We start from the raw sequence: 18,230 nt of genomic DNA on the forward strand, positions 1-18,230 counted from the left end.
TGCAATCAGGAGTTTTCATGCCGGTTATTACTTTGCCCGATGGCTCGCAGCGCGAGTTTGAGCAGCCCGTTAGTGTCATGGATGTGGCCGCAAGCATTGGCCCGGGCTTGGCGAAAGTCACTATCGCCGGCCGCCTACTCAACGCCGAGGGCGAGGCGCGTCTAATTGATGCCTGCGACCTCATTAGCGACGATACGCAGCTGCAAATCATCACGCCGAAAGATGATGCTGGCGTCGAAATTATCCGCCACTCCTGCGCACACTTGGTTGGTCATGCCGTTAAGCAGCTATTTCCAACGGCGAAGATGGTTATCGGCCCGGTTATCGCTGAGGGCTTTTACTACGACATCGCCTATGAGCGTCCCTTCACGCCCGATGATATGGCGGCGATTGAAGCGCGCATGAAAGTGCTGATCGCTACCGACTATGACGTGATCAAAAAAATGACGCCGCGTGCGGAAGTCATTGAGCTGTTTAAGGCGCGTGGCGAGGAATACAAGCTACGCCTGATCGACGATATGCCCGATGAGCAGGCCATGGGCCTGTATTTTCACGAGGAATACGTCGATATGTGTCGTGGCCCACACGTGCCTAATACACGGTTTTTGAAAGTATTTAAACTTACCAAATTGAGCGGCGCTTACTGGCGTGGTGATGCCAATAACGAACAGCTGCAACGCGTTTATGGCACCGCATGGGCCGATAAAAAGCAGCTCGCCGCTTATATTCAACGCATTGAAGAGGCAGAAAAGCGCGACCATCGCAAAATCGGCCGCGCACTAAATCTGTTCCACTTGCAGGAAGAAGCGCCAGGCATGGTGTTTTGGCACCCGCACGGATGGACGATTTATCAGGAAGTTGAGCAGTACATGCGCCGCATTCAGCGCGATGCCGGCTATGTTGAAGTGCGTACGCCGCAAGTCGTTGATCGTGTGCTCTGGGAAAAATCAGGACACTGGGGCAACTACGCCGAAAACATGTTTACGACGCAGTCGGAAAGTCGTGACTACGCGGTGAAGCCGATGAACTGCCCATGCCACGTGCAAGTGTTTAACCAAGGCCTGAAGTCATATCGCGATTTACCACTACGTATGGCCGAGTTCGGTGCCTGCCATCGCAATGAGCCATCGGGCGCACTGCACGGCATCATGCGTGTGCGCGGCTTTACACAAGATGACGCGCATATTTTCTGTACCGAGGCTCAAGTGCGCCAAGAAGCCGCCGACTTTATTCGCCTTACGCTCAAGGTCTACGCTGACTTTGGCTTTGACGATGTCACCTTGAAGCTGTCCACGCGCCCTGCAAAACGCATTGGCAGCGATGAGCAATGGGATAGCGCCGAAAAAGCCTTGGCCGATGCCCTCGATGAATCAGGTTTAAGCTGGTCGTACTTGCCAGGCGAGGGCGCATTTTATGGTCCAAAAATCGAATTTACGCTGCATGATTGCTTGGGTCGTGCCTGGCAATGCGGTACCTTGCAATACGATCCAAACTTGCCTGAACGTCTCGATGCCAGCTTTATTGCTGAAGACAGCACACGCCAACGCCCGATCATGTTGCACCGTGCTATCTTGGGTTCGTTCGAGCGCTTTATCGGCATGTTGCTGGAAAACTACGCCGGCATCTTGCCAACGTGGTTGTCGCCAGTACAAGTCTGCGTGATGAATATCACCGATAAACAAGCTCCATATGTCGCTGATATTGAAAAATCGTTGAAATCTCAGGGGTTTCGCGCCATTAGCGACTTGAGAAATGAGAAGGTTGGCTATAAAATCCGCGAGCGTACGCTTCAGCGCGTTCCGTATATGCTAGTGATTGGCGATCGGGAAGCCGAGCAAGGCTTGGTGGCTGTGCGTACTCGTCAAGGTGAAGATCTTGGCACTATGCCGTTGAGCGCGTTCATTGAGCGTTTGCAAACGGATATCACCCAGAAGGGTCAATTAACGGAGAATGAACATTAAGCCAGATAATAAGTCGGGTCGTGACAGCAAGCGCGCGACCATTAACGGGGACATCACGCACCGTGAAGTGCGTCTGATTAACCAAGATGGTGAGCAAGTCGGGATTGTAGGTATTCGTGAGGCTATTGCCGCTGCTGAAGCAGTTGCACTGGATCTTGTTGAAATCGTGGCCGATGCTGAGCCGCCCGTCTGTCGCATCATGGACTATGGCAAGTTCGTTTTCGAAAAAAGGCAGCAGGCCAAAGAAGCTAAGAAGAAGCAGCACCAGATGCAGATCAAAGAGATCAAATTGCGTCCTGGTACTGAAGAGGCCGACTATCAAGTCAAGCTGCGCAACATCGTTCGCTTTTTAGAAGATGGCGATAAGTGCAAGATTACATTGCGTTTTCGCGGACGCGAAATGGCGCACCAAGAGCTGGGCTTAAAACAGCTGCAAAGAATCGAGGTCGATCTGGCCGAGATCGGGGTTGTGGAACAACACCCGAAAATAGAGGGACGTCTGATGGGCATGCTCATCGGTCCTAAGAAAAAGAAGTAAGTTGGCAGGACGCTAATTTATTACTTACCCCCAAGTCAGTCGAGCTCAGTCTGCGGACCGTTCGATAAAGGCTGAAAGGGTCACTAACGAGGTAGACATAATGTCTGGAAAGATCAAGACCAAACGAGCCGCTGCAAAGCGCTTCGTACAAACGGCGAATGGCTTCAAGCGCAAGCAAGCTTACAAGCGCCACATTCTCACCAAGAAATCGGCGAAGCGTATTCGTCAGCTACGCCCCATGACACAGGTTGCTGCCTGTGACGTGCCAAGCGTGCTGCGCATGCTGCCTAACTGCTGATCTGACGGAGGATAAAATATGGCTCGTGTAAAACGCGGCGTTGTCGCCCATCGTCGTCACAAAAAAATTCTCGATCGTGCCAAGGGTTACTATGGTGCTCGTTCGCGCGTCTATCGCGTAGCATTCCAGGCGGTTATCAAAGCCGGCCAGTATGCTTACCGTGACCGTCGCCAGAAAAAGCGCCAGTTCCGTGCCCTTTGGATTGCTCGTATCAACGCGGCTTCGCGTTTGAACGGTCTCTCCTACAGCCGTTTGATCAACGGTCTGAAAAAAGCGTCCATCGAAATCGACCGTCGTGTATTGGCAGATATTGCTATGCATGATGCTGCCGCTTTCGCTGCGATTGCTGAAAAGGCCAAGGCCAGCCTCGCTGCCTGATCGATCGGTTATTTGCACGCTTTAAGTGTGCCGATAACCAACCGCGCTGGCGTGCTAGCGCGGTATAAAGGGGGAAGGGCCGCTGCGGTTCTTCCCCTTTTTTATTGACCTGTCTTGCTGCAACTTGCGCAGACACCCATCTTGAATATTGGTTGAATGCTGGCTATTGAAGGCTGGTTTTTAAATGAGATGAAAGCCTATGAGTGATTTGCAGGCATTAGTCAGCGCCGCTAGCGCTGCCGTCGCCGCTGCCCATGATGTAGCTAGCGTTGAGCTGTTACGCGTGGAGTATCTAGGTAAAAAAAGTGTGCTGAGTGAGCAATCACGCCGCTTAGGCGGAATGGATGCTGATGCTCGCCGGACATTTGGCGCTGAGCTAAATGCCGTGCGCGAAGCCGTGACTGAAGCCATCAGCTCGCGTAAAGCCACACTAGAAGCTCAGGCTTTGAGCGATAAGCTGAGCCGCGAGCAAATCGATGTCACTTTGCCCGGCCGTGGTGAGCAAGCGGGTGGTTTGCACCCCGTGACCCGCGTAATGGAGCGCATTGAGGACTTCTTTACGCAGGCAGGCTTTCAAATTGCTGATGGCCCAGAAGTGGAAGATGATTTCCATAACTTCGAAGCGCTAAATATCCCTTCGCATCACCCAGCGCGCGCCATGCACGACACTTTCTATTTCGATGCCAATCGCCTGCTGCGCACGCACACTTCACCCGTGCAAGTGCGCGTCATGGAGTCACAGCAACCGCCAATTCGAATTGTTTGCCCTGGCCGTGTTTATCGTTGTGATTCTGACTTAACGCATTCGCCGATGTTCCATCAGGTCGAAGGCTTGTTGATCGATGAGAATGTCAGCTTTGCTAATCTCAAAGGCATTATTTCTGAGTTCTTGCAGGTGTTTTTCGAGCAAGAGCTGAAAGTACGTTTTCGCCCCTCGTATTTCCCCTTTACCGAGCCTTCGGCTGAAGTCGATATTGCCTGCGTAATGTGTGCTGGTAAGGGCTGCCGTGTTTGTAAACAGACCGGTTGGTTGGAAGTCTTGGGTTGCGGCATGGTGCATCCACAAGTGCTAAGCAATTGCGGCATTGACCCTGAAAAATTCCAAGGCTTTGCCTTTGGCATGGGCGTTGAGCGTTTTGCTATGCTCCGCTATGGCGTCAATGACTTGCGCCTATTTTTCGATAATGACGTTCGTTTCTTGCGTCAATTCTCTTAAATATCAATTATTTATAAGGCGTGTTTGAAGCACGCTTTGCGAGTTAACTATGCAATTTAGTGAACAACGCCTGCGTCGTTTAGCCAGCCCAGCGGTCAACACCGCCGATCTTGCGCATCAGCTCACCATGGCCGGTCTTGAAGTCGATGCTATTGAGTCGATGGCTCCTGCTTTTATTGGCGTAGTTGTTGGCCGAGTGGTCAGCACTGAGCCGCATCCCGATGCCGACAAACTGCGCGTGGCCATGGTCGATATTGCCCAGCCCGAGCTGCTGCAAATTGTTTGCGGTGCCGCCAATGTGCGTGCCGATATTCGTGTGCCGGTGGCTACGATTGGCGCGGTTTTGCCTGGCGATTTTCGCATCAAGGCCGCCAAGCTGCGTGGTGTTGCCTCTAGCGGCATGCTCTGCGCCGAACAGGAGCTTGGTCTAGCTGAGCAATCAGATGGCCTCTGGGAGCTGCCTCTCGACGCGCCCATTGGTGCCGATATTCGCGAGTATTTAGCCCTAGATGATCAGCTCATCACTTTAGGTTTAACGCCTAATCGCGGTGACTGCTTGAGTTTAAGAGGCTTGGCACGCGAGGCGGCAGCGGTTTTTGATTTAGATATTCAGTTGTCATTGCCATCAGCGATGACTGCAACTACTGAACATCAACGTGACATTGTTGTTGAAGATACGAGTGCTTGCCCGCGCTATGTTGGCCGTGTAATTCGCGGCTTGCGCCAAGCATCAAGCCCAGCATGGTTAGTTGATGGCCTGCGCCGCTATGGTGTGCGCAGCGTCAGCCCATTGGTTGATATCACGCAATGGGTCATGCTTGAACTCGGCCAGCCCATGCACGCCTTCGATGAGCAAAAGCTTAATGGCAGCGTGCGCGTGCGCCGTGCCAACGCAGCTGAAGCGCTGACTCTACTCGATGGCCAAGTGCTGAGCCTGCGCGAGAGCAGCTTAGTTATTGCCGATGATCATGGCGCGATTGCGCTAGCTGGCGTTATGGGTGGGCAGGGCAGCGCAGTGTCTGACACAACCGTTGACGTATTTTTAGAAGCAGCACACTTCGATCCGCTCGCCTTAGCCGGTGAGGCGCGCCGTTATGGCCTGCACACTGACGCTTCGCACCGCTTCGAGCGTGGTGTCGATGCAGAATTGCCACGTCATGCCATTGAGTTGGCTACGGCGCTGATTATCGAAGTGCTGGGCGGCGAAGCTGGCCCTGTGTTGGAAATGACTAACGCTAAGCATTTGCCACAACGGCTAGCCATAAATTTACGACGCCAACGCATCACTCGCGTTCTCGGCTTTAGTATTGATGATGCGCGTGTGATCGCCTTGCTCAAGCGCTTAGGTATGCAGATTGAGGCATCTAACGATGGTTGGTTGGTTACTCCACCGAGCCATCGCTTCGATATCAGCATTGAAGTTGATCTGATTGAAGAGTTGGCCCGCCTGACTGGTTACAACAATATTCCCGTTACGCCTGCGCTCGCCGCTATCAAGTTAGCGCCGCGCACAGAGTCAGCGCAAAGCCTGCGTCGTCTAAAACGTGCCTTGGTCGATATGGGCTATCAAGAAGCCATTACTTTTAGCTTTACCGAAGCTTCAGTGCAGCAAGCCTTTACCCCAAATTTGACGCCGCTGACCTTAGCTAATCCGTTGTCGCAAGAGCTTGCGAGCATGCGCACCAGTTTACTGCCTGGCTTGCTAATGGCCGTTCGTCATAACCAAAGCCGCCAGCAAAGTCGTATTCGCCTATTTGAAGCAGGCATGCGTTTCCTGCCTAAGGCCGATGGCTTGGTGCAAGAGCCGATGCTTGCTGGCGTACTGGTGGGTTCAGCTTTGCCGATGCTCTGGAGTAACACGAAGACTAATGTCGACTTCTATGATCTAAAAGGAAATATTGAGCACTTGCTGAGTGTCGCTAGAGTCGCTACGCTGCGATTTGTGTCGGCGCAACGTGACGGTTTTCATCCCGGCCAATGTGCTGAGATATACGAAGGCGATACCTGTTTAGGTGTGCTTGGCGCAATCCATCCCAGCACATTAGCGGCTTTCGATGTTGATGGCCCTGTGTTTGCATTTGAGTTGTCACAGCAACTATTAGCTTTAGGTAGTCTGCCGGGCTTTACGCCGCTATCGCGCTTTCCGCAGATGCAGCGTGATCTGGCCTTGCTAGTGCCATTGGCTGTGAATGCAGACGCTGTTATTAGCAGCATTAGGCAGCACGCAGGTGCCGATCTGCAGCGAGTAGATTTGTTTGATGTGTATCGCGGGTCTGGTTTGCCTGAGGGCTATTACAGCTTGGCGATTACTGTCATTTGGCAGCATGCTGAGCGTACCTTATTAGATGCCGAGGTGCAGAGTAGTGTGGATAATGTGCTAACGGCATTGGCTGATTTAGCCGTGCGCTTACGCTAAGCGATAAAATCGTTCAGGAGAGACGTCGATGGGTGCCTTAACTAAAGCCGATATGGTTGATCGCTTGTTCGACGAGCTCGGCCTGAATAAACGTGAAGCCAAAGAATTGGTTGAACAGTTTTTTGAAGAGGTCAGCCAAGCACTGGTCGATGGCCAGTTTGTGAAGCTCTCAGGGTTTGGCAATTTTGAGTTGCGCGATAAGCGTCAACGCCCTGGTCGTAACCCAAAAACTGGCGAGGAAATTCCTATTTCGGCTCGTCGTGTGGTGACCTTTAGACCGGGCCAGAAACTCAAGCAGCGAGTAGATGAGCATGTCCATCACAGCGACTGATTCTGCGCTGCCGGAAATCCCTAATAAGCGTTACTTGACCATTGGTGAGGTAAGCGAACTCTGTGATGTGAAGTGCCACGTCCTGCGTTATTGGGAGCAAGAGTTTCCTTCACTTAAACCAGTGAAACGACGCGGTAATCGCCGCTATTATCAGCGCGAAGATGTGCAGTTGATTCGCCGTATTCGCGAGCTATTGTATTTTCAGGGCTACACCATCCAAGGTGCGCGTGCTCAGCTGCAAGAGCTTAAGCAAGGTGTAGCTCCAAGTAATCATGCAAAAGTGGCAGGTGAGGCTTTAGCAGCTCCAGTCATCGCTGCCGGATCGCAGTCCCTACAACAGGCGATTGATGAAATGCTGAACGATTTAGAGCAAATTGCTCAATTGTTGAGCCAAGACGCTTAAGCCAGGCTAGACATCGAAAACAATTTCAGTATGATGCGTGCTTCGTCGGGGCGTAGCGCAGCCTGGTAGCGCACTTCGCTGGGGGTGAAGTGGTCGCAGGTTCAAATCCTGCCGTCCCGACCATTCAAAAGTTTCTAAACCGTTGAGGCTCCTTGCTTCAGCGGTTTTTTTTGGTCTAGTGAAAATAATTAGGCATATTTTTCATCTATTTTTTGGCAATTCAGCACAAGCGCATCTATACCTTGGAGTGTACCCAAACAGTCCAAGGAGGACGCCCCATGACACTCACCACACTAACAAAGGCTTTATCGGCGGCTGCCATCGTCATGGCATGCAGTTTTTCACCTTTTGTGGCCGCAGCACCAGCCACAGCTGTGTCGAAAACCAATGCTGCAGCGACAGCGCCAGCAGCGACAAAGTCGAAAGCTGGCTCATTGAATTTAAATAGCGCGAATGCCGCAGAGCTAACGGATAAATTAGTCGGCGTTGGCCCGAAAAAAGCGGAAGCTATTGTTGCTTGGCGTAAGGCGAATGGTGGTTTTAAAAATCCAGCACAGCTCATGGAAGTGAAAGGTATCGGCCCATCGCTGTACGAGCGAAATAAAGCAATTTTATCTATTCGCTAATATTTTTTGTCAGACAAAAGACAGGCAAGTGCATTTTATCGACCGATGAAATGCACTTGCTCAAAAAGTCCTGTTTATTTTCAGCGATAGTGGCCTATATATTATATGTTTCAACGTTGACAAATATAAATCATTGATAAGTAAGTGAAATTACACTTTGCTCAAAAAATGATCAATCTGTGTAGGTTTAGGTAATTGCTGCAGCCTCTGCGTGCATAGAGAGGATATCAACAGACTTATCCACAGTTTCTGTGGAAAAGTCACCAATGCCGCGTGCTGTGCGGCTATCGACAAAGTGGCCGAAGATTTACTGAATTTTTACGCTGTGGAGGCTATGCTGCGATGACATATTTTTCATGTCTTAAGTAGACATGCGTTAAGCAGGAGCGCTCGTTTGCTCAATCGTTTGTGGCTCAGTTTTTTTCTCATCACAGTGCTCTGTGTTGCCTATCAGTCAATTTTCGCTAATGACTTAGAAATCAGTACGCGTGTGGTCATGGCGTGGTTCGACGCCGCACGAGTCAGTGTCGATATCAGCATTGGCCTTATTGGCTTAATGACGCTATGGCTTGGGCTGTTTAAAGTTGCTGAACATGCTGGCCTAATTGCTGTGCTTGGTCGTGGCTTAAGCCCACTGTTTGCGCGCCTAATGCCGGAGGTGCCAAAAGGTCATCCAGCTTTAGGCGCGATGACCATGAACTTGTCTGCCAATGTGCTGGGTCTTGATAACGCCGCTACGCCATTGGGCTTAAAAGCCATGCATGAGCTGCAAACGCTAAACCCTGAGCCCGAGCGTGCAACCAAGGCACAGGCCTTGTTTCTAGTGATCAATGCCTCATCGGTGACCTTGATTCCAGTAACCGTCTTTCTGTTTCGTGCACAGCAGGGCGCCGCCGATCCAGCCAGCGTATTTTTGCCAATTTTAATGGCCACCAGCATGTCGACGCTGGTTGGTGTCTCGGCCTATTGCTTAAGCCAGCGCATTGGCCTGTTTAATCGCGTGGTATTAGCTTATGCCGCAGGCTTTGCCTTGGCACTCGCTGGCCTAATTACCTGGGTGTCGCAATGGGCTCCTGCCGATATGGGGCGAAACTCAGGTGCTTTAGGTAACGGCTTATTGATAGCACTCATCGTGATGTTTTTAGGCTGGGGCTATTGGCGTAAACAACCGGTCTATGATCAGTTTATCGATGGCGCGAAAGAGGGATTTCAAACTGCTATCGGCCTAATTCCATACTTGTTAGCAATGCTGGTGGCCATTGCTGGCCTAAGGGCGAGCGGAGCCTTAGAGGCGGCCTTGGCTGGCTTTGCATGGTTGGCTGTTCAGCTTGGCATGGCGACTGATTTTATCCCAGCACTAACAACCGCACTGATCAAGCCATTATCGGGCAGTGGTGCTCGCGCCATGATGCTCGAGACCATGCAGACCTACGGGGTTGATAGCTTTCCCGCACTAGTCGCGGCTACGGTGCAAGGCTCAAGCGAAACCACCTTCTATGTGGTGGCGGTGTATTACGGCGTCGTCGGTATTAAGCGTGATCGCGGGGCTTTAGCCTGTGGCCTGCTCGCCGACCTTGCTGGCGTGGTCACGGCTATCTATGCCTGTTATCTGTTTTTCCCGCCGAACTGAGTGTTTTCTGTCTCGCGTCAGCGAGGCCGCGCTGCTACCATCGAGCCGGTTTTTAGCTTAAGCGGGAATGACTATGCGTCGCGTCGTATTTAATCAAAAAGGTGGTGTTGGCAAATCGAGCATCACCGTAAACCTCGCGGCAATCAGCGCTCAGCGAGGCTTAAAGACGCTGATTATTGATTTAGATCCACAATGCAACGCGAGCCAATACCTGCTTGGTGAGGCCGCAGAGTTTAGCCGCGACAAGCCAGAGCTCTCGCCAAATATTGGTCAATTTTTCGCGCAATCCTTAGCGTTTCGCGCCAAAGAAAAACCGCTGTCCGAATTCGTTCACGCCACTAATTACAGCAAGCTGTTTTTGATTCCATCGAATCCTGAACTGCGTGAAATTGAGCATTTGCTAGAAAGTAAGCACAAGATTTATAAGCTTGCCGCCGCATTGAAAGAGCTTTCTGATAATTACGACGCTATTTATATCGACACACCGCCAGCGTTTAACTTCTACACCTTATCGGCCTTGATAGCCGCTGAGCGCTGCTTGATCCCATTCGACTGCGATGCCTTTTCGCGGCGCGCGCTCTACACCTTGCTGGAAAATGTCGATGAAACCTGCAAAGACCACAACCCGGACTTAAAGGTTGAGGGCATCATCATTAACCAATTTCAGCCACGGGCCGCTTTGCCTAGACAATTAGTCAGTGAATTAAAAGCAGAGGGCTTGCCGATTTTAGATCCGCCATTATCAGCCTCAGTGATCATGCGTGAATCCCATCAGCGCTGCTCGCCACTGATCAGCTGCGCGCCTAAGCATAAGCTCACGGGCGAGTTCGAAGCCTTATTTGATCAGATTAACGCCAGCTAGTTAGCACTAGCGGCGTTTAACGCTTTGAAATAGGCCAAGGTATCGAGTCGCGCAAGGGCATGATCGACAATGGGCTTAGGATATTTCAAACGCACATCCACACCTTTAGCGTGCGGCTCATGTATGCGTTTAGCGTCGAGATGAGCCAGTTCAGGCACAAAACGGCGAATAAACTCACCATCGGGGTCGCATTTTTTGCTCTGCAGAAATGGGTTAAAAATACGGAAGTAGGGCGCGGCATCATTGCCAGTAGAGGCGCTCCATTGCCAACCGCCATTATTAGCCGATAAATCACCATCGATCAGGTGCTGCATGAAGTAGCGCTCGCCTAAGCGCCAGTCGATAAACAAATCCTTCGTCAAAAACATCGCTGTGATCATGCGCAGGCGATTGTGCATCCAGCCAGTTTCGTTGAGTTGGCGCATGGCGGCATCGACGATAGGAAAGCCTGTGCGGCCTTCACACCACGCCTGAAAATTCGCTTCGTTATGCGACCACGGCAGTTTATCCGTTTCGCGCTTAAAGGCTTGGTGGCGGCATACGTGAGGAAAGCCGAGCAAAATATGCTTATAAAAATCACGCCAGCACAGTTCACTAATCCAAGTATCCAAACCTTGCTGCCCAGCATGATGATGTTTGTGCTGTTCGGCGCGATATAGGCATTGCCGAGCAGAGATAACGCCAGCAGCAAAATACGGCGATAAAGTGCTGGTGCCATTGATTGCAGGAAGGTCGCGACGTTCGTGATAGCGGCCGCCATCTTCTTCAATGAATTGCGCCAAACGCGCATGCGCCTCAGCCTCGCCGACCGGCCATAGCGTTTGCACTAAGCCATCGGCAATAGGCACGGTAATGCTCGGTGCACGCGCAGAGAGTTGGCTAGAAGCCACGGCACAGGCTGTGCGCTTTTCTGGCACTGGCAGCAAACGCACTGGATGCTCAGCTAATTGCATCAACCAATTACGCTTGAATGGTGTAAATACCGTGTAAACGCGGCCATCGCCAGTAAGCACACGGCCTGGCGCAATAATACAGCTGTCATGAAACCATTGCGCCTCAATGCCAAGCTCGCTCAAGCCATCTCTAATAGCGTTATCGCGGGCGCGCTCATTAATTTCATAAGCTTCATGCGCAAATACACTACTCACCTTGTGGGTTTGGCACCAGTCCAGCAGCTTGGGCACGAGCGATGTGTAGTCGTCCGCTGCTAAAACTACTAAGGCGATGTTTAGCTCAGCTAAGTCAGTCACCAGACTTTGTAGCTGACGCCATTCAAAGTCGATACGAACTGCGGCGACATCGTGCTGCTGCCATTGCTCCGGCGTATAGGCATAGAGCGCAGTAACCTGTGCCGTTGGATCGGCACAGGCGGCGTGAAGAGCTGGATGATCGGCTACGCGTAAATCATTACGCAAGCAGACAAGATGATGCGGAACGCTCATTGTGTTTAGCCAACTCCATGCACGCGGCGCCAGCCCAACACGGCTTGGCGCATAGCCGATAAATCATGCAGAAAACTGACGGCCTCAATACTGCGTCGTGTCGAGCGCAGTGCTGCGCCGCCGCCCCAAATATCCACTGCTAATGGCAGCTTAAAGCGTAATTCTTCAAGGAAATTAACTGCATTACTCGCCGGATAGGATGCGCTGAAAGAGACCGCAACGATATTCATTTTGTGCCGTGTCACGGCCTGCGCGATGTCTCGCACGGGCATTTGCGCGCCATAACAAACGGCATCGACATTATCGAGGCGCAGTAGGGCTTCGACCATCAGAATACCCAAGGTATGCGTTTCCTCTGGCGGCGTCGTCAATAAAATGCGTGGAGCCTGTGTCGGTTCACGCAGGTTACCAATAGCTTGGCGTACCAAACCCTGCACTTGCTCTGTAAATAGATGCTCCTCATGCACTTCGAGCTGGCCACGCACCCAAGCATCGCCAACGATGGTATTGGCATGCTGCAAAAAGTCGAGGATGAAGCTTTGCAGGCCCATTTTGATGAGCTGGTGCGATAAGTAGTCGCGCAACTGCTGATGGTCGCGTGAGCGTAAAGCTTGCAAAAGCTCGACCTCAAGATCTTTAGGGACTTCTTGGCCAGCCTTACTCTGGGCTCGCATTAAACGCTCAAGCTCAGGGATTTCATGCGCCATGATTTTTCCGGGACGAAAACCATTATCGATTAAGCGCCGCAGCAGACGTAATTTTGTGATCTGCTCCATGGGATAAATGCGGTCACCTTGGGCATCACGCTGCGGGGCAGGAAAGCCATAGCGGCGTTCCCACATCCGCAACAACTCTTTAGATACGCCAGTTTCGCGCTCGACAGCATTAATTGGTAACAGCACGGGCTCTTCTTGTGCGCCAGATTTAGCGCGAGTGGCTTCTGCGATCATGTCGAACTCCAACTAGTCAAAGGGGCGGTTATTTAGGATTTGCTCATAACGACTTGGCAAACATCGGTGCGGCCTGAGTCGAAGCCCGCTTCGCAATAGGCGTAATAAAATCGCCAAATGCGCTGAAATGCTTCATCAAAACCTTGAGCGCCGATTTCCTCGAGATTGGCTTCGAACTCAACACGCCAGCGCCGTAGCGTTTCGGCATAGTCGAGGCCAAAGAAGCGGCGCGACTCAACCAGCAATGAGGCTTTCGCCGCTTGCTCATCGATAGCTTGTGGCGACAGCAACATGCCGCCGGGGAAAATGTATTGCTGAATAAAGTCGGTACCACTGGCGTAATCATCAAAACGTTCATTAGCAATGGTGATGGCCTGGATGCCAGCCTTGCCGCCGGGCTTCAGCAGTCGCTCAATTTGCCCGAAGTACGATGGCCAAAATGCTTGGCCAACGGCTTCAATCATTTCAACCGAAGCAATGGCGTCAAATTGACCCTTAACATCGCGATAATCTTGGAAACGAAACTCACATAGGTCTTCAATATCAGTGCCTTTGACGCGCTCACGCGCCCATTTCAGCTGTTCTTGTGACAAAGAAATGCCGGTGACACGTGCTCCACGTGTGCGTGCGGCATGCTCAGCGAAGCCGCCCCAGCCACAGCCGATCTCCAAAATATGGTCGCCGGCTTTCACATTAAGCTGATCTAACAAATGCTCATATTTTGCGGTTTGTGCATCTTCTAGGCTGATATCGGTGCCATCAAACAAGGCCGCAGAATAAGTCATGCCACGATCTAGCCAGAGTTTGTAGAAATCATTGCCAAGGTCGTAATGCGCATGGATATTTTTCTTGCTGCCTTTACGTGTGTTGCGATTTCCTAGGAAGTGTTTGATTTTATAAAACAAAGTGCCAAAAAAGCTGCCATAAAAGGCTTGAGTCAGCGCATCTTCATTGGCCATCGCCAGTAATAGTAGGGCGGTGATGTCGGGCATCTCGATTTTTTTGTCGCGATACGCCTCTGCCAAACCAATATCGCCTGCGCGCAAAATTTGGCTGCAGGCAGTCCAATCATTGATGATCAAGGTGGCATTGATGCCTTCGACTTTGCCGCCAAAATGGCGCTGCGAGCCATCTGGAAATTGCACCGTCATCACACCGACTTGCAGGCGCTCAAACAAAGAAATAAGTAAACGCGCCATAGCAGGGGCACGAGATAAATCTATAGAGGCTGAGACGGACATATTCATCGTGTAGTTTCCAGCGTAGGGGGGTTAGGTTTGCGGTGAAAGCTCACACCTTTCAGCCATAGGCGCAGCGCTTGCCAATGAATGCGCCACACCACCATCACGGTGGTCCAGCCTAATTGCGCTAACGTAGCCATTAAGTGGCGATCATTGAGCTCACAGGCTTCACCGCTGACATAGGTTTTCAGCGCTAGCTCGCCAGATTGCCAGTAGTCGATGGCGACGCGGCGATTGCCATTGCTGCCGCTAAAACGGAAGCGATACTCGCCACTAACCGGATAAAACGGTGAAACATGAAAGACTTTCTCGCTGTGCAGAGCAGTGTCGTTCGTGATCACGGCTTGCTCTGGAGCTTGCAGTAGGTAGCGATGCTGTTCGCCAAAGGTGTTGCGTACTTCGCAGAGTACGGCGCGGAGCTGACCTTGCTTATCGTGGCCATACCAAAAGCTAATTGGATTAAAAACATAGCCGAAGATGCGCGGCATGGCTTGCAAATGTATTTCGCCATCAACAGCATTAGCGCCATGATCACTAAAGAGCTGGCGAATCCAATGCTCAGCATCAACACCATCGCCATGATCCTTCTCAAACCACGAAAATAGATTCCAGCGATTGAGGCCAAAGAAGCGCGACTTCAACTGCTCTCGTTGAGATAGCGGAAAGCAGATGAAGAAGCTGTCATAGACGAATGCGTTGCGCTTTTCACCCATTCTGGCGTGACCAACGCGACCTTTAAAAAGCCAATTTTTATTCATGCAGATTGCTCCTGCTTTGAATCGTCAGCTTTTTGCCAAGGTGCAAACACACCCAGCAAATTCGCTACGGCTAAGCCAGACTTCAGGCCATCTTCATGAAAGCCAAAACCTGCCCAAGCGCCGGCAAAATAGACACGATCTAAGCCTTGTACCGATGGCAGCGCTTGCTGTGCTTGATATGCAGCGGTATCTAATAGTGGGTGGGCATAATTGATAACGGCAATGGTTTCATTTGCACGTGGCGGCTCTGGTGGGTTCAGCGTAACCATCACGGCACGATCAAAAGGCAGTGGCTGTAAGCGATTGAGCCAGTACGTGACGGCCACTGGAAATTGGCCGTTTTGCACAGCACCGGCGTAGTAATTCCAAGCTGACCACGCATTTTTGCGCACAGGCATCAGGCTTTCATCGGTATGCAAATAAGCCGTATTAGGCTGATAGCGCACGGCGGCAAGCACGACTTGCTCTTGCGGATGGGCATCGCTCAATAAGGCTAATGATTGATCCGTGTGGCAGGCCATAATGACTTGATCAAAGACTTCAACGCCTTCGGCAGTTTCTATGTGCACACCATCGGCATGTCGCGTCACATTTAATGCCGGCGTGCTGAGTAGTACGCGGCCGCCATTCGCTTCGATGTCTTGGCATAAGCGTTGCACATAAACGCGTGAGCCACCGCGAATGCTTTTCCATTGCGGCCTATCATGAATTTGCAGCAGTCCGTGGTTTAAGCAGAACTGGATAAAGGTTTTGGCTGGGAAGTCGGCCATATCATCCATAGGGCTAGACCAAATAGCCGCGCCCATGGGCAATAAATACCATTCACGGAATTCTCGGCTATAGCCTTCACGATCGAGCAGCTGACCTAAGGTCATATTGCTGTCCTCAACACTGGCGAGCAAGTCGTGAGCGCGCTTGTTGAAATTTAGAATGTCGCGAATCATGCGCCAAAAACTGGGCCTGAATAGATTTCGCTTTTGCGCAAATAAACTGGCTGTGGTGGCCCCAGCCCATTCTAAATTGACGTGCGGTAACTTCACGCTAAACGACATTTCGCTAGCTGGAGTGTCTAGTCCAATATGCTTAAACAGGGCAATCAGGTTAGGATAGGTGCGATCGTTATGAACCAAGAATCCGGTATCTACGGGGTAGCTAATACCATTTAGCGTGACATCGATCGTGTTGCTATGACCGCCAGCGTAGTCTGCCGCTTCAAAAACGGTGACCCTGTGCTGCTTGGACAGCAGCCATGCTGAGCTTAGACCGGCAATGCCGGAGCCAATGACGGCGATTTTAGAATTAGTCATGCGGGTAATGCCCGCAAAAGTGTCGTACTGATTGTGTGAGTTTCATCATTTTTCCCGCGCTGTTTTATACAACTTGCCAATTAGACTCGCGAGCATTCGGTGCGTTACAGAAAAATATGAAGTTTTTTTATTGAATCGGAGGAGAGGGTAATATGACCGCAGCGCTGCAACTAAACTCCGTTGTAAAGACTTATAAATCAGGTGCTTGTGCACTGAAAGGAATTGACTTGAGCGTAGCTCCAGGAGACTTCTTTGCCATGCTGGGCCCCAATGGTGCCGGAAAATCGACCTGTATTGGCATTATTAGCTCTTTAGTAAAGAAAACAAGCGGTCAGGTATCCGTGTTTGGACACAACATTGATACCGATCTAAATGCCGCCAAACGCTACCTGGGCGTGGTTCCACAGGAGTTTAACTTTGGCCAGTTCGAGCAAGTCATCGATATTTTGGCGACACAGGCAGGTTATTACGGCTTGCCGCGTACAAAAGCGTATGACCAAGCCGAGAAATATCTCGAGCAGCTTGGACTTTGGGAGAAGCGAAACCAGCAAGCGCGCACATTATCGGGTGGTATGAAGCGCCGATTAATGGTTGCAAGGGCTTTAGTTCATGAGCCTAAGCTATTGATTTTAGACGAACCAACCGCTGGTGTGGATATCGAGTTGCGGCGATCTATGTGGGAGTATCTCACTCGCCTAAACGAGCAAGGCACGACGATTATTTTGACCACACATTATCTTGAAGAGGCTGAATCGCTGTGCCGCAATATCGCGATTTTGGACAAAGGCACGGTAGTCGAAAATACCGACATGCGCTCTTTGCTAGCCAAGTTGCAGCAAGAGACATTTGTCCTAGACACAGTGGAGCCTGTATTAGCGTTGCCCACGCTCGATGACTACCAATTGAGAAAGACTTCAGAGCGGGCTATAGAGGTCGATATTCGCCGTGGCCAATCGTTAAATCAGGTCTTTGCTGCACTCAGTGCGCAAGGCTTACAGGTCAGCAGCATGCGTAATAAAAGCAATCGCTTAGAGGAACTATTTGTGCGCTTAGTCGAGAAAAACCTAGGTCCAGACCATGGGAGTGCAGCATGAGCGTTGTACTTTCACCTGAAAACTGGGTTGCGCTTCAGACCATCGTTTTAAAAGAGATACGTCGTTTTACTCGAATTTGGGTACAAACACTGCTGCCACCGGCTATTACGATGACGCTGTATTTCGTTATTTTCGGCAACTTAGTTGGCCGTAATATCAGCAGCATGCAGGGCTTTAGCTATATGCAGTTCATTGTGCCTGGGCTGATCATGATGGCGATCATCACTAACTCCTATGCCAATGTGGTGTCTAGCTTTTATGGCGCGAAATTCCAACGCAGCATTGAAGAGCTGCTGGTATCGCCAGTACCGCATGCAGTTATTTTGGTCGGTTTTGTCTTAGGCGGTGTCACCCGCGGCCTCATGGTTGGCGCCATCGTCACGCTATTATCACTATTCTTTACCGATTTAAGCCTGCATAACGGCTTTGTCATGATTTACAGCGTGTTCATCACAGCAGTGCTGTTTTCGCTCGGTGGTTTTATCAATGCGGTCTATGCCAAAAGCTTCGATGATGTCTCTATCGTACCTACTTTTGTACTGACGCCACTGACGTATTTAGGCGGGGTTTTTTACTCGATGGACTTGCTCTCGCCATTTTGGCAAAGCGTATCCATGCTTAACCCCATCGTCTATGTTGTTAATGCTTTCCGTTACGGCGTGCTTGGCCATAGTGACGTGCCGATTTTCAGCTCTTTACTGCTTATCACATTGATCACCGCTGCAATGTTTGCTTTTGCGCTGCATTTGCTCAATCGCGGCACAGGCATGCGTGATTAA

The 18,230-nt window shown here is 51.0% G+C and carries 18 protein-coding genes and 1 tRNA gene; 14 read left to right on the top strand and 5 right to left on the bottom strand.

The window, feature by feature from the left end; genetic code table 11:
- Nucleotides 1-17: 17 nt before the first annotated feature.
- The 12 genes from thrS to ACFQ0F_RS03880 all read left to right on the top strand — a co-directional run bounded on the left by thrS (nucleotide 18) and on the right by ACFQ0F_RS03880 (nucleotide 10,659).
- A complete protein-coding gene (thrS, locus tag ACFQ0F_RS03825; protein WP_340674643.1) occupies nucleotides 18-1,961 on the top strand; it encodes a threonine--tRNA ligase in 1,944 nt (647 codons plus the stop codon).
- Complete coding sequence (gene infC, locus ACFQ0F_RS03830; protein ID WP_340674644.1) at nucleotides 1,951-2,499, top strand: translation initiation factor IF-3; 549 nt, start codon at nucleotides 1,951-1,953, stop codon at nucleotides 2,497-2,499. Before thrS ends, infC begins: the two co-directional genes overlap by 11 nt.
- A 100-nt stretch (nucleotides 2,500-2,599) precedes the next feature.
- Nucleotides 2,600-2,797, top strand: coding sequence for a 50S ribosomal protein L35 (rpmI, locus tag ACFQ0F_RS03835; protein WP_340674645.1), 198 nt, complete (start codon nucleotides 2,600-2,602; stop codon nucleotides 2,795-2,797).
- Nucleotides 2,798-2,815: 18 nt separating this feature from the next.
- Nucleotides 2,816-3,175, top strand: a complete 360-nt coding sequence (gene rplT, locus ACFQ0F_RS03840; RefSeq protein WP_340674646.1) for a 50S ribosomal protein L20 — start codon at nucleotides 2,816-2,818, stop codon at nucleotides 3,173-3,175.
- A gap of 199 nt (nucleotides 3,176-3,374) precedes the next feature.
- Nucleotides 3,375-4,391 (top strand): phenylalanine--tRNA ligase subunit alpha, encoded by a 1,017-nt coding sequence (pheS, locus tag ACFQ0F_RS03845; RefSeq protein WP_340674647.1) that lies wholly within the window; start codon nucleotides 3,375-3,377, stop codon nucleotides 4,389-4,391.
- A gap of 49 nt (nucleotides 4,392-4,440) precedes the next feature.
- On the top strand, nucleotides 4,441-6,807 hold the full coding sequence (gene pheT, locus ACFQ0F_RS03850; protein WP_379069324.1) for a phenylalanine--tRNA ligase subunit beta: 2,367 nt from the start codon (nucleotides 4,441-4,443) through the stop codon (nucleotides 6,805-6,807).
- Nucleotides 6,808-6,835: 28 nt separating this feature from the next.
- On the top strand, nucleotides 6,836-7,138 hold the full coding sequence (ihfA, locus tag ACFQ0F_RS03855) for an integration host factor subunit alpha (protein ID WP_340674649.1): 303 nt from the start codon (nucleotides 6,836-6,838) through the stop codon (nucleotides 7,136-7,138).
- Nucleotides 7,113-7,541 carry a MerR family transcriptional regulator gene (locus tag ACFQ0F_RS03860; RefSeq protein ID WP_449304925.1) on the top strand — a complete coding sequence of 143 codons (429 nt, stop codon included), beginning with the start codon at nucleotides 7,113-7,115 and terminating at the stop codon, nucleotides 7,539-7,541. Before ihfA ends, ACFQ0F_RS03860 begins: the two co-directional genes overlap by 26 nt.
- A gap of 46 nt (nucleotides 7,542-7,587) precedes the next feature.
- Nucleotides 7,588-7,664, top strand: a tRNA-Pro gene (locus ACFQ0F_RS03865).
- Between the two features lie 155 nt (nucleotides 7,665-7,819).
- Nucleotides 7,820-8,167, top strand: coding sequence for a ComEA family DNA-binding protein (locus ACFQ0F_RS03870; protein WP_379069327.1), 348 nt, complete (start codon nucleotides 7,820-7,822; stop codon nucleotides 8,165-8,167).
- Nucleotides 8,168-8,561: 394 nt separating this feature from the next.
- Complete coding sequence (locus tag ACFQ0F_RS03875) at nucleotides 8,562-9,797, top strand: nucleoside recognition domain-containing protein (RefSeq protein WP_340674651.1); 1,236 nt, start codon at nucleotides 8,562-8,564, stop codon at nucleotides 9,795-9,797.
- Between the two features lie 73 nt (nucleotides 9,798-9,870).
- Nucleotides 9,871-10,659, top strand: a complete 789-nt coding sequence (locus ACFQ0F_RS03880) for a ParA family protein (protein ID WP_340674652.1) — start codon at nucleotides 9,871-9,873, stop codon at nucleotides 10,657-10,659.
- On the opposite strand, the gene phrB is transcribed toward ACFQ0F_RS03880, so the two are convergent.
- Genes phrB through ACFQ0F_RS03905 form a run of 5 tightly spaced genes read right to left on the bottom strand, consistent with a single transcriptional unit; the run spans nucleotide 10,656 to nucleotide 16,357 of the window.
- Nucleotides 10,656-12,101 carry a deoxyribodipyrimidine photo-lyase gene (gene phrB / locus ACFQ0F_RS03885; RefSeq protein WP_379069332.1) on the bottom strand — a complete coding sequence of 482 codons (1,446 nt, stop codon included), beginning with the start codon at nucleotides 12,099-12,101 and terminating at the stop codon, nucleotides 10,656-10,658. The genes ACFQ0F_RS03880 and phrB overlap by 4 nt on opposite strands.
- A gap of 5 nt (nucleotides 12,102-12,106) precedes the next feature.
- Nucleotides 12,107-13,051 carry a MerR family transcriptional regulator gene (locus ACFQ0F_RS03890; protein ID WP_379069335.1) on the bottom strand — a complete coding sequence of 315 codons (945 nt, stop codon included), beginning with the start codon at nucleotides 13,049-13,051 and terminating at the stop codon, nucleotides 12,107-12,109.
- A gap of 32 nt (nucleotides 13,052-13,083) precedes the next feature.
- Nucleotides 13,084-14,298 (bottom strand): cyclopropane-fatty-acyl-phospholipid synthase family protein, encoded by a 1,215-nt coding sequence (locus ACFQ0F_RS03895; protein ID WP_340674655.1) that lies wholly within the window; start codon nucleotides 14,296-14,298, stop codon nucleotides 13,084-13,086.
- Nucleotides 14,295-15,050 (bottom strand): DUF1365 domain-containing protein, encoded by a 756-nt coding sequence (locus ACFQ0F_RS03900; protein WP_379069339.1) that lies wholly within the window; start codon nucleotides 15,048-15,050, stop codon nucleotides 14,295-14,297. Before ACFQ0F_RS03900 ends, ACFQ0F_RS03895 begins: the two co-directional genes overlap by 4 nt.
- A complete protein-coding gene (locus ACFQ0F_RS03905) occupies nucleotides 15,047-16,357 on the bottom strand; it encodes an NAD(P)/FAD-dependent oxidoreductase (RefSeq protein ID WP_379069342.1) in 1,311 nt (436 codons plus the stop codon). Before ACFQ0F_RS03905 ends, ACFQ0F_RS03900 begins: the two co-directional genes overlap by 4 nt.
- A gap of 152 nt (nucleotides 16,358-16,509) precedes the next feature.
- On the opposite strand from ACFQ0F_RS03905, the gene ACFQ0F_RS03910 reads away from it, so the two are divergent.
- On the top strand, nucleotides 16,510-17,451 hold the full coding sequence (locus ACFQ0F_RS03910) for an ABC transporter ATP-binding protein (RefSeq protein WP_340674658.1): 942 nt from the start codon (nucleotides 16,510-16,512) through the stop codon (nucleotides 17,449-17,451).
- Nucleotides 17,448-18,230: an ABC transporter permease gene (locus ACFQ0F_RS03915; protein ID WP_340674659.1), complete on the top strand. Its 783-nt coding sequence runs from the start codon at nucleotides 17,448-17,450 to the stop codon at nucleotides 18,228-18,230. The genes ACFQ0F_RS03910 and ACFQ0F_RS03915 overlap by 4 nt, the downstream gene beginning before the upstream one ends.

Source organism: Paraperlucidibaca wandonensis (assembly GCF_042677145.1).
GTDB classification, from domain to species: Bacteria; Pseudomonadota; Gammaproteobacteria; order Pseudomonadales; family Moraxellaceae; genus Perlucidibaca; species Perlucidibaca wandonensis.

Coding starts and splice junctions, on each gene's coding strand:
- rplT (WP_340674646.1), top strand. CDS start 2,816: ATGGCTCGTGTAAAACGCGGCGTTGTCGCCCATCGTCGTCACAAAAAA.
- ACFQ0F_RS03910 (WP_340674658.1), top strand. CDS start 16,510: ATGACCGCAGCGCTGCAACTAAACTCCGTTGTAAAGACTTATAAATCA.
- ihfA (WP_340674649.1), top strand. CDS start 6,836: ATGGGTGCCTTAACTAAAGCCGATATGGTTGATCGCTTGTTCGACGAG.
- thrS (WP_340674643.1), top strand. CDS start 18: ATGCCGGTTATTACTTTGCCCGATGGCTCGCAGCGCGAGTTTGAGCAG.
- rpmI (WP_340674645.1), top strand. CDS start 2,600: ATGTCTGGAAAGATCAAGACCAAACGAGCCGCTGCAAAGCGCTTCGTA.
- ACFQ0F_RS03900 (WP_379069339.1), bottom strand. CDS start 15,050: ATGAATAAAAATTGGCTTTTTAAAGGTCGCGTTGGTCACGCCAGAATG.
- phrB (WP_379069332.1), bottom strand. CDS start 12,101: ATGAGCGTTCCGCATCATCTTGTCTGCTTGCGTAATGATTTACGCGTA.
- ACFQ0F_RS03880 (WP_340674652.1), top strand. CDS start 9,871: ATGCGTCGCGTCGTATTTAATCAAAAAGGTGGTGTTGGCAAATCGAGC.
- ACFQ0F_RS03905 (WP_379069342.1), bottom strand. CDS start 16,357: ATGACTAATTCTAAAATCGCCGTCATTGGCTCCGGCATTGCCGGTCTA.
- ACFQ0F_RS03915 (WP_340674659.1), top strand. CDS start 17,448: ATGAGCGTTGTACTTTCACCTGAAAACTGGGTTGCGCTTCAGACCATC.
- ACFQ0F_RS03890 (WP_379069335.1), bottom strand. CDS start 13,051: ATGATCGCAGAAGCCACTCGCGCTAAATCTGGCGCACAAGAAGAGCCC.
- pheS (WP_340674647.1), top strand. CDS start 3,375: ATGAGTGATTTGCAGGCATTAGTCAGCGCCGCTAGCGCTGCCGTCGCC.
- ACFQ0F_RS03895 (WP_340674655.1), bottom strand. CDS start 14,298: ATGAATATGTCCGTCTCAGCCTCTATAGATTTATCTCGTGCCCCTGCT.
- pheT (WP_379069324.1), top strand. CDS start 4,441: ATGCAATTTAGTGAACAACGCCTGCGTCGTTTAGCCAGCCCAGCGGTC.
- ACFQ0F_RS03860 (WP_449304925.1), top strand. CDS start 7,113: ATGAGCATGTCCATCACAGCGACTGATTCTGCGCTGCCGGAAATCCCT.
- ACFQ0F_RS03870 (WP_379069327.1), top strand. CDS start 7,820: ATGACACTCACCACACTAACAAAGGCTTTATCGGCGGCTGCCATCGTC.
- infC (WP_340674644.1), top strand. CDS start 1,951: ATGAACATTAAGCCAGATAATAAGTCGGGTCGTGACAGCAAGCGCGCG.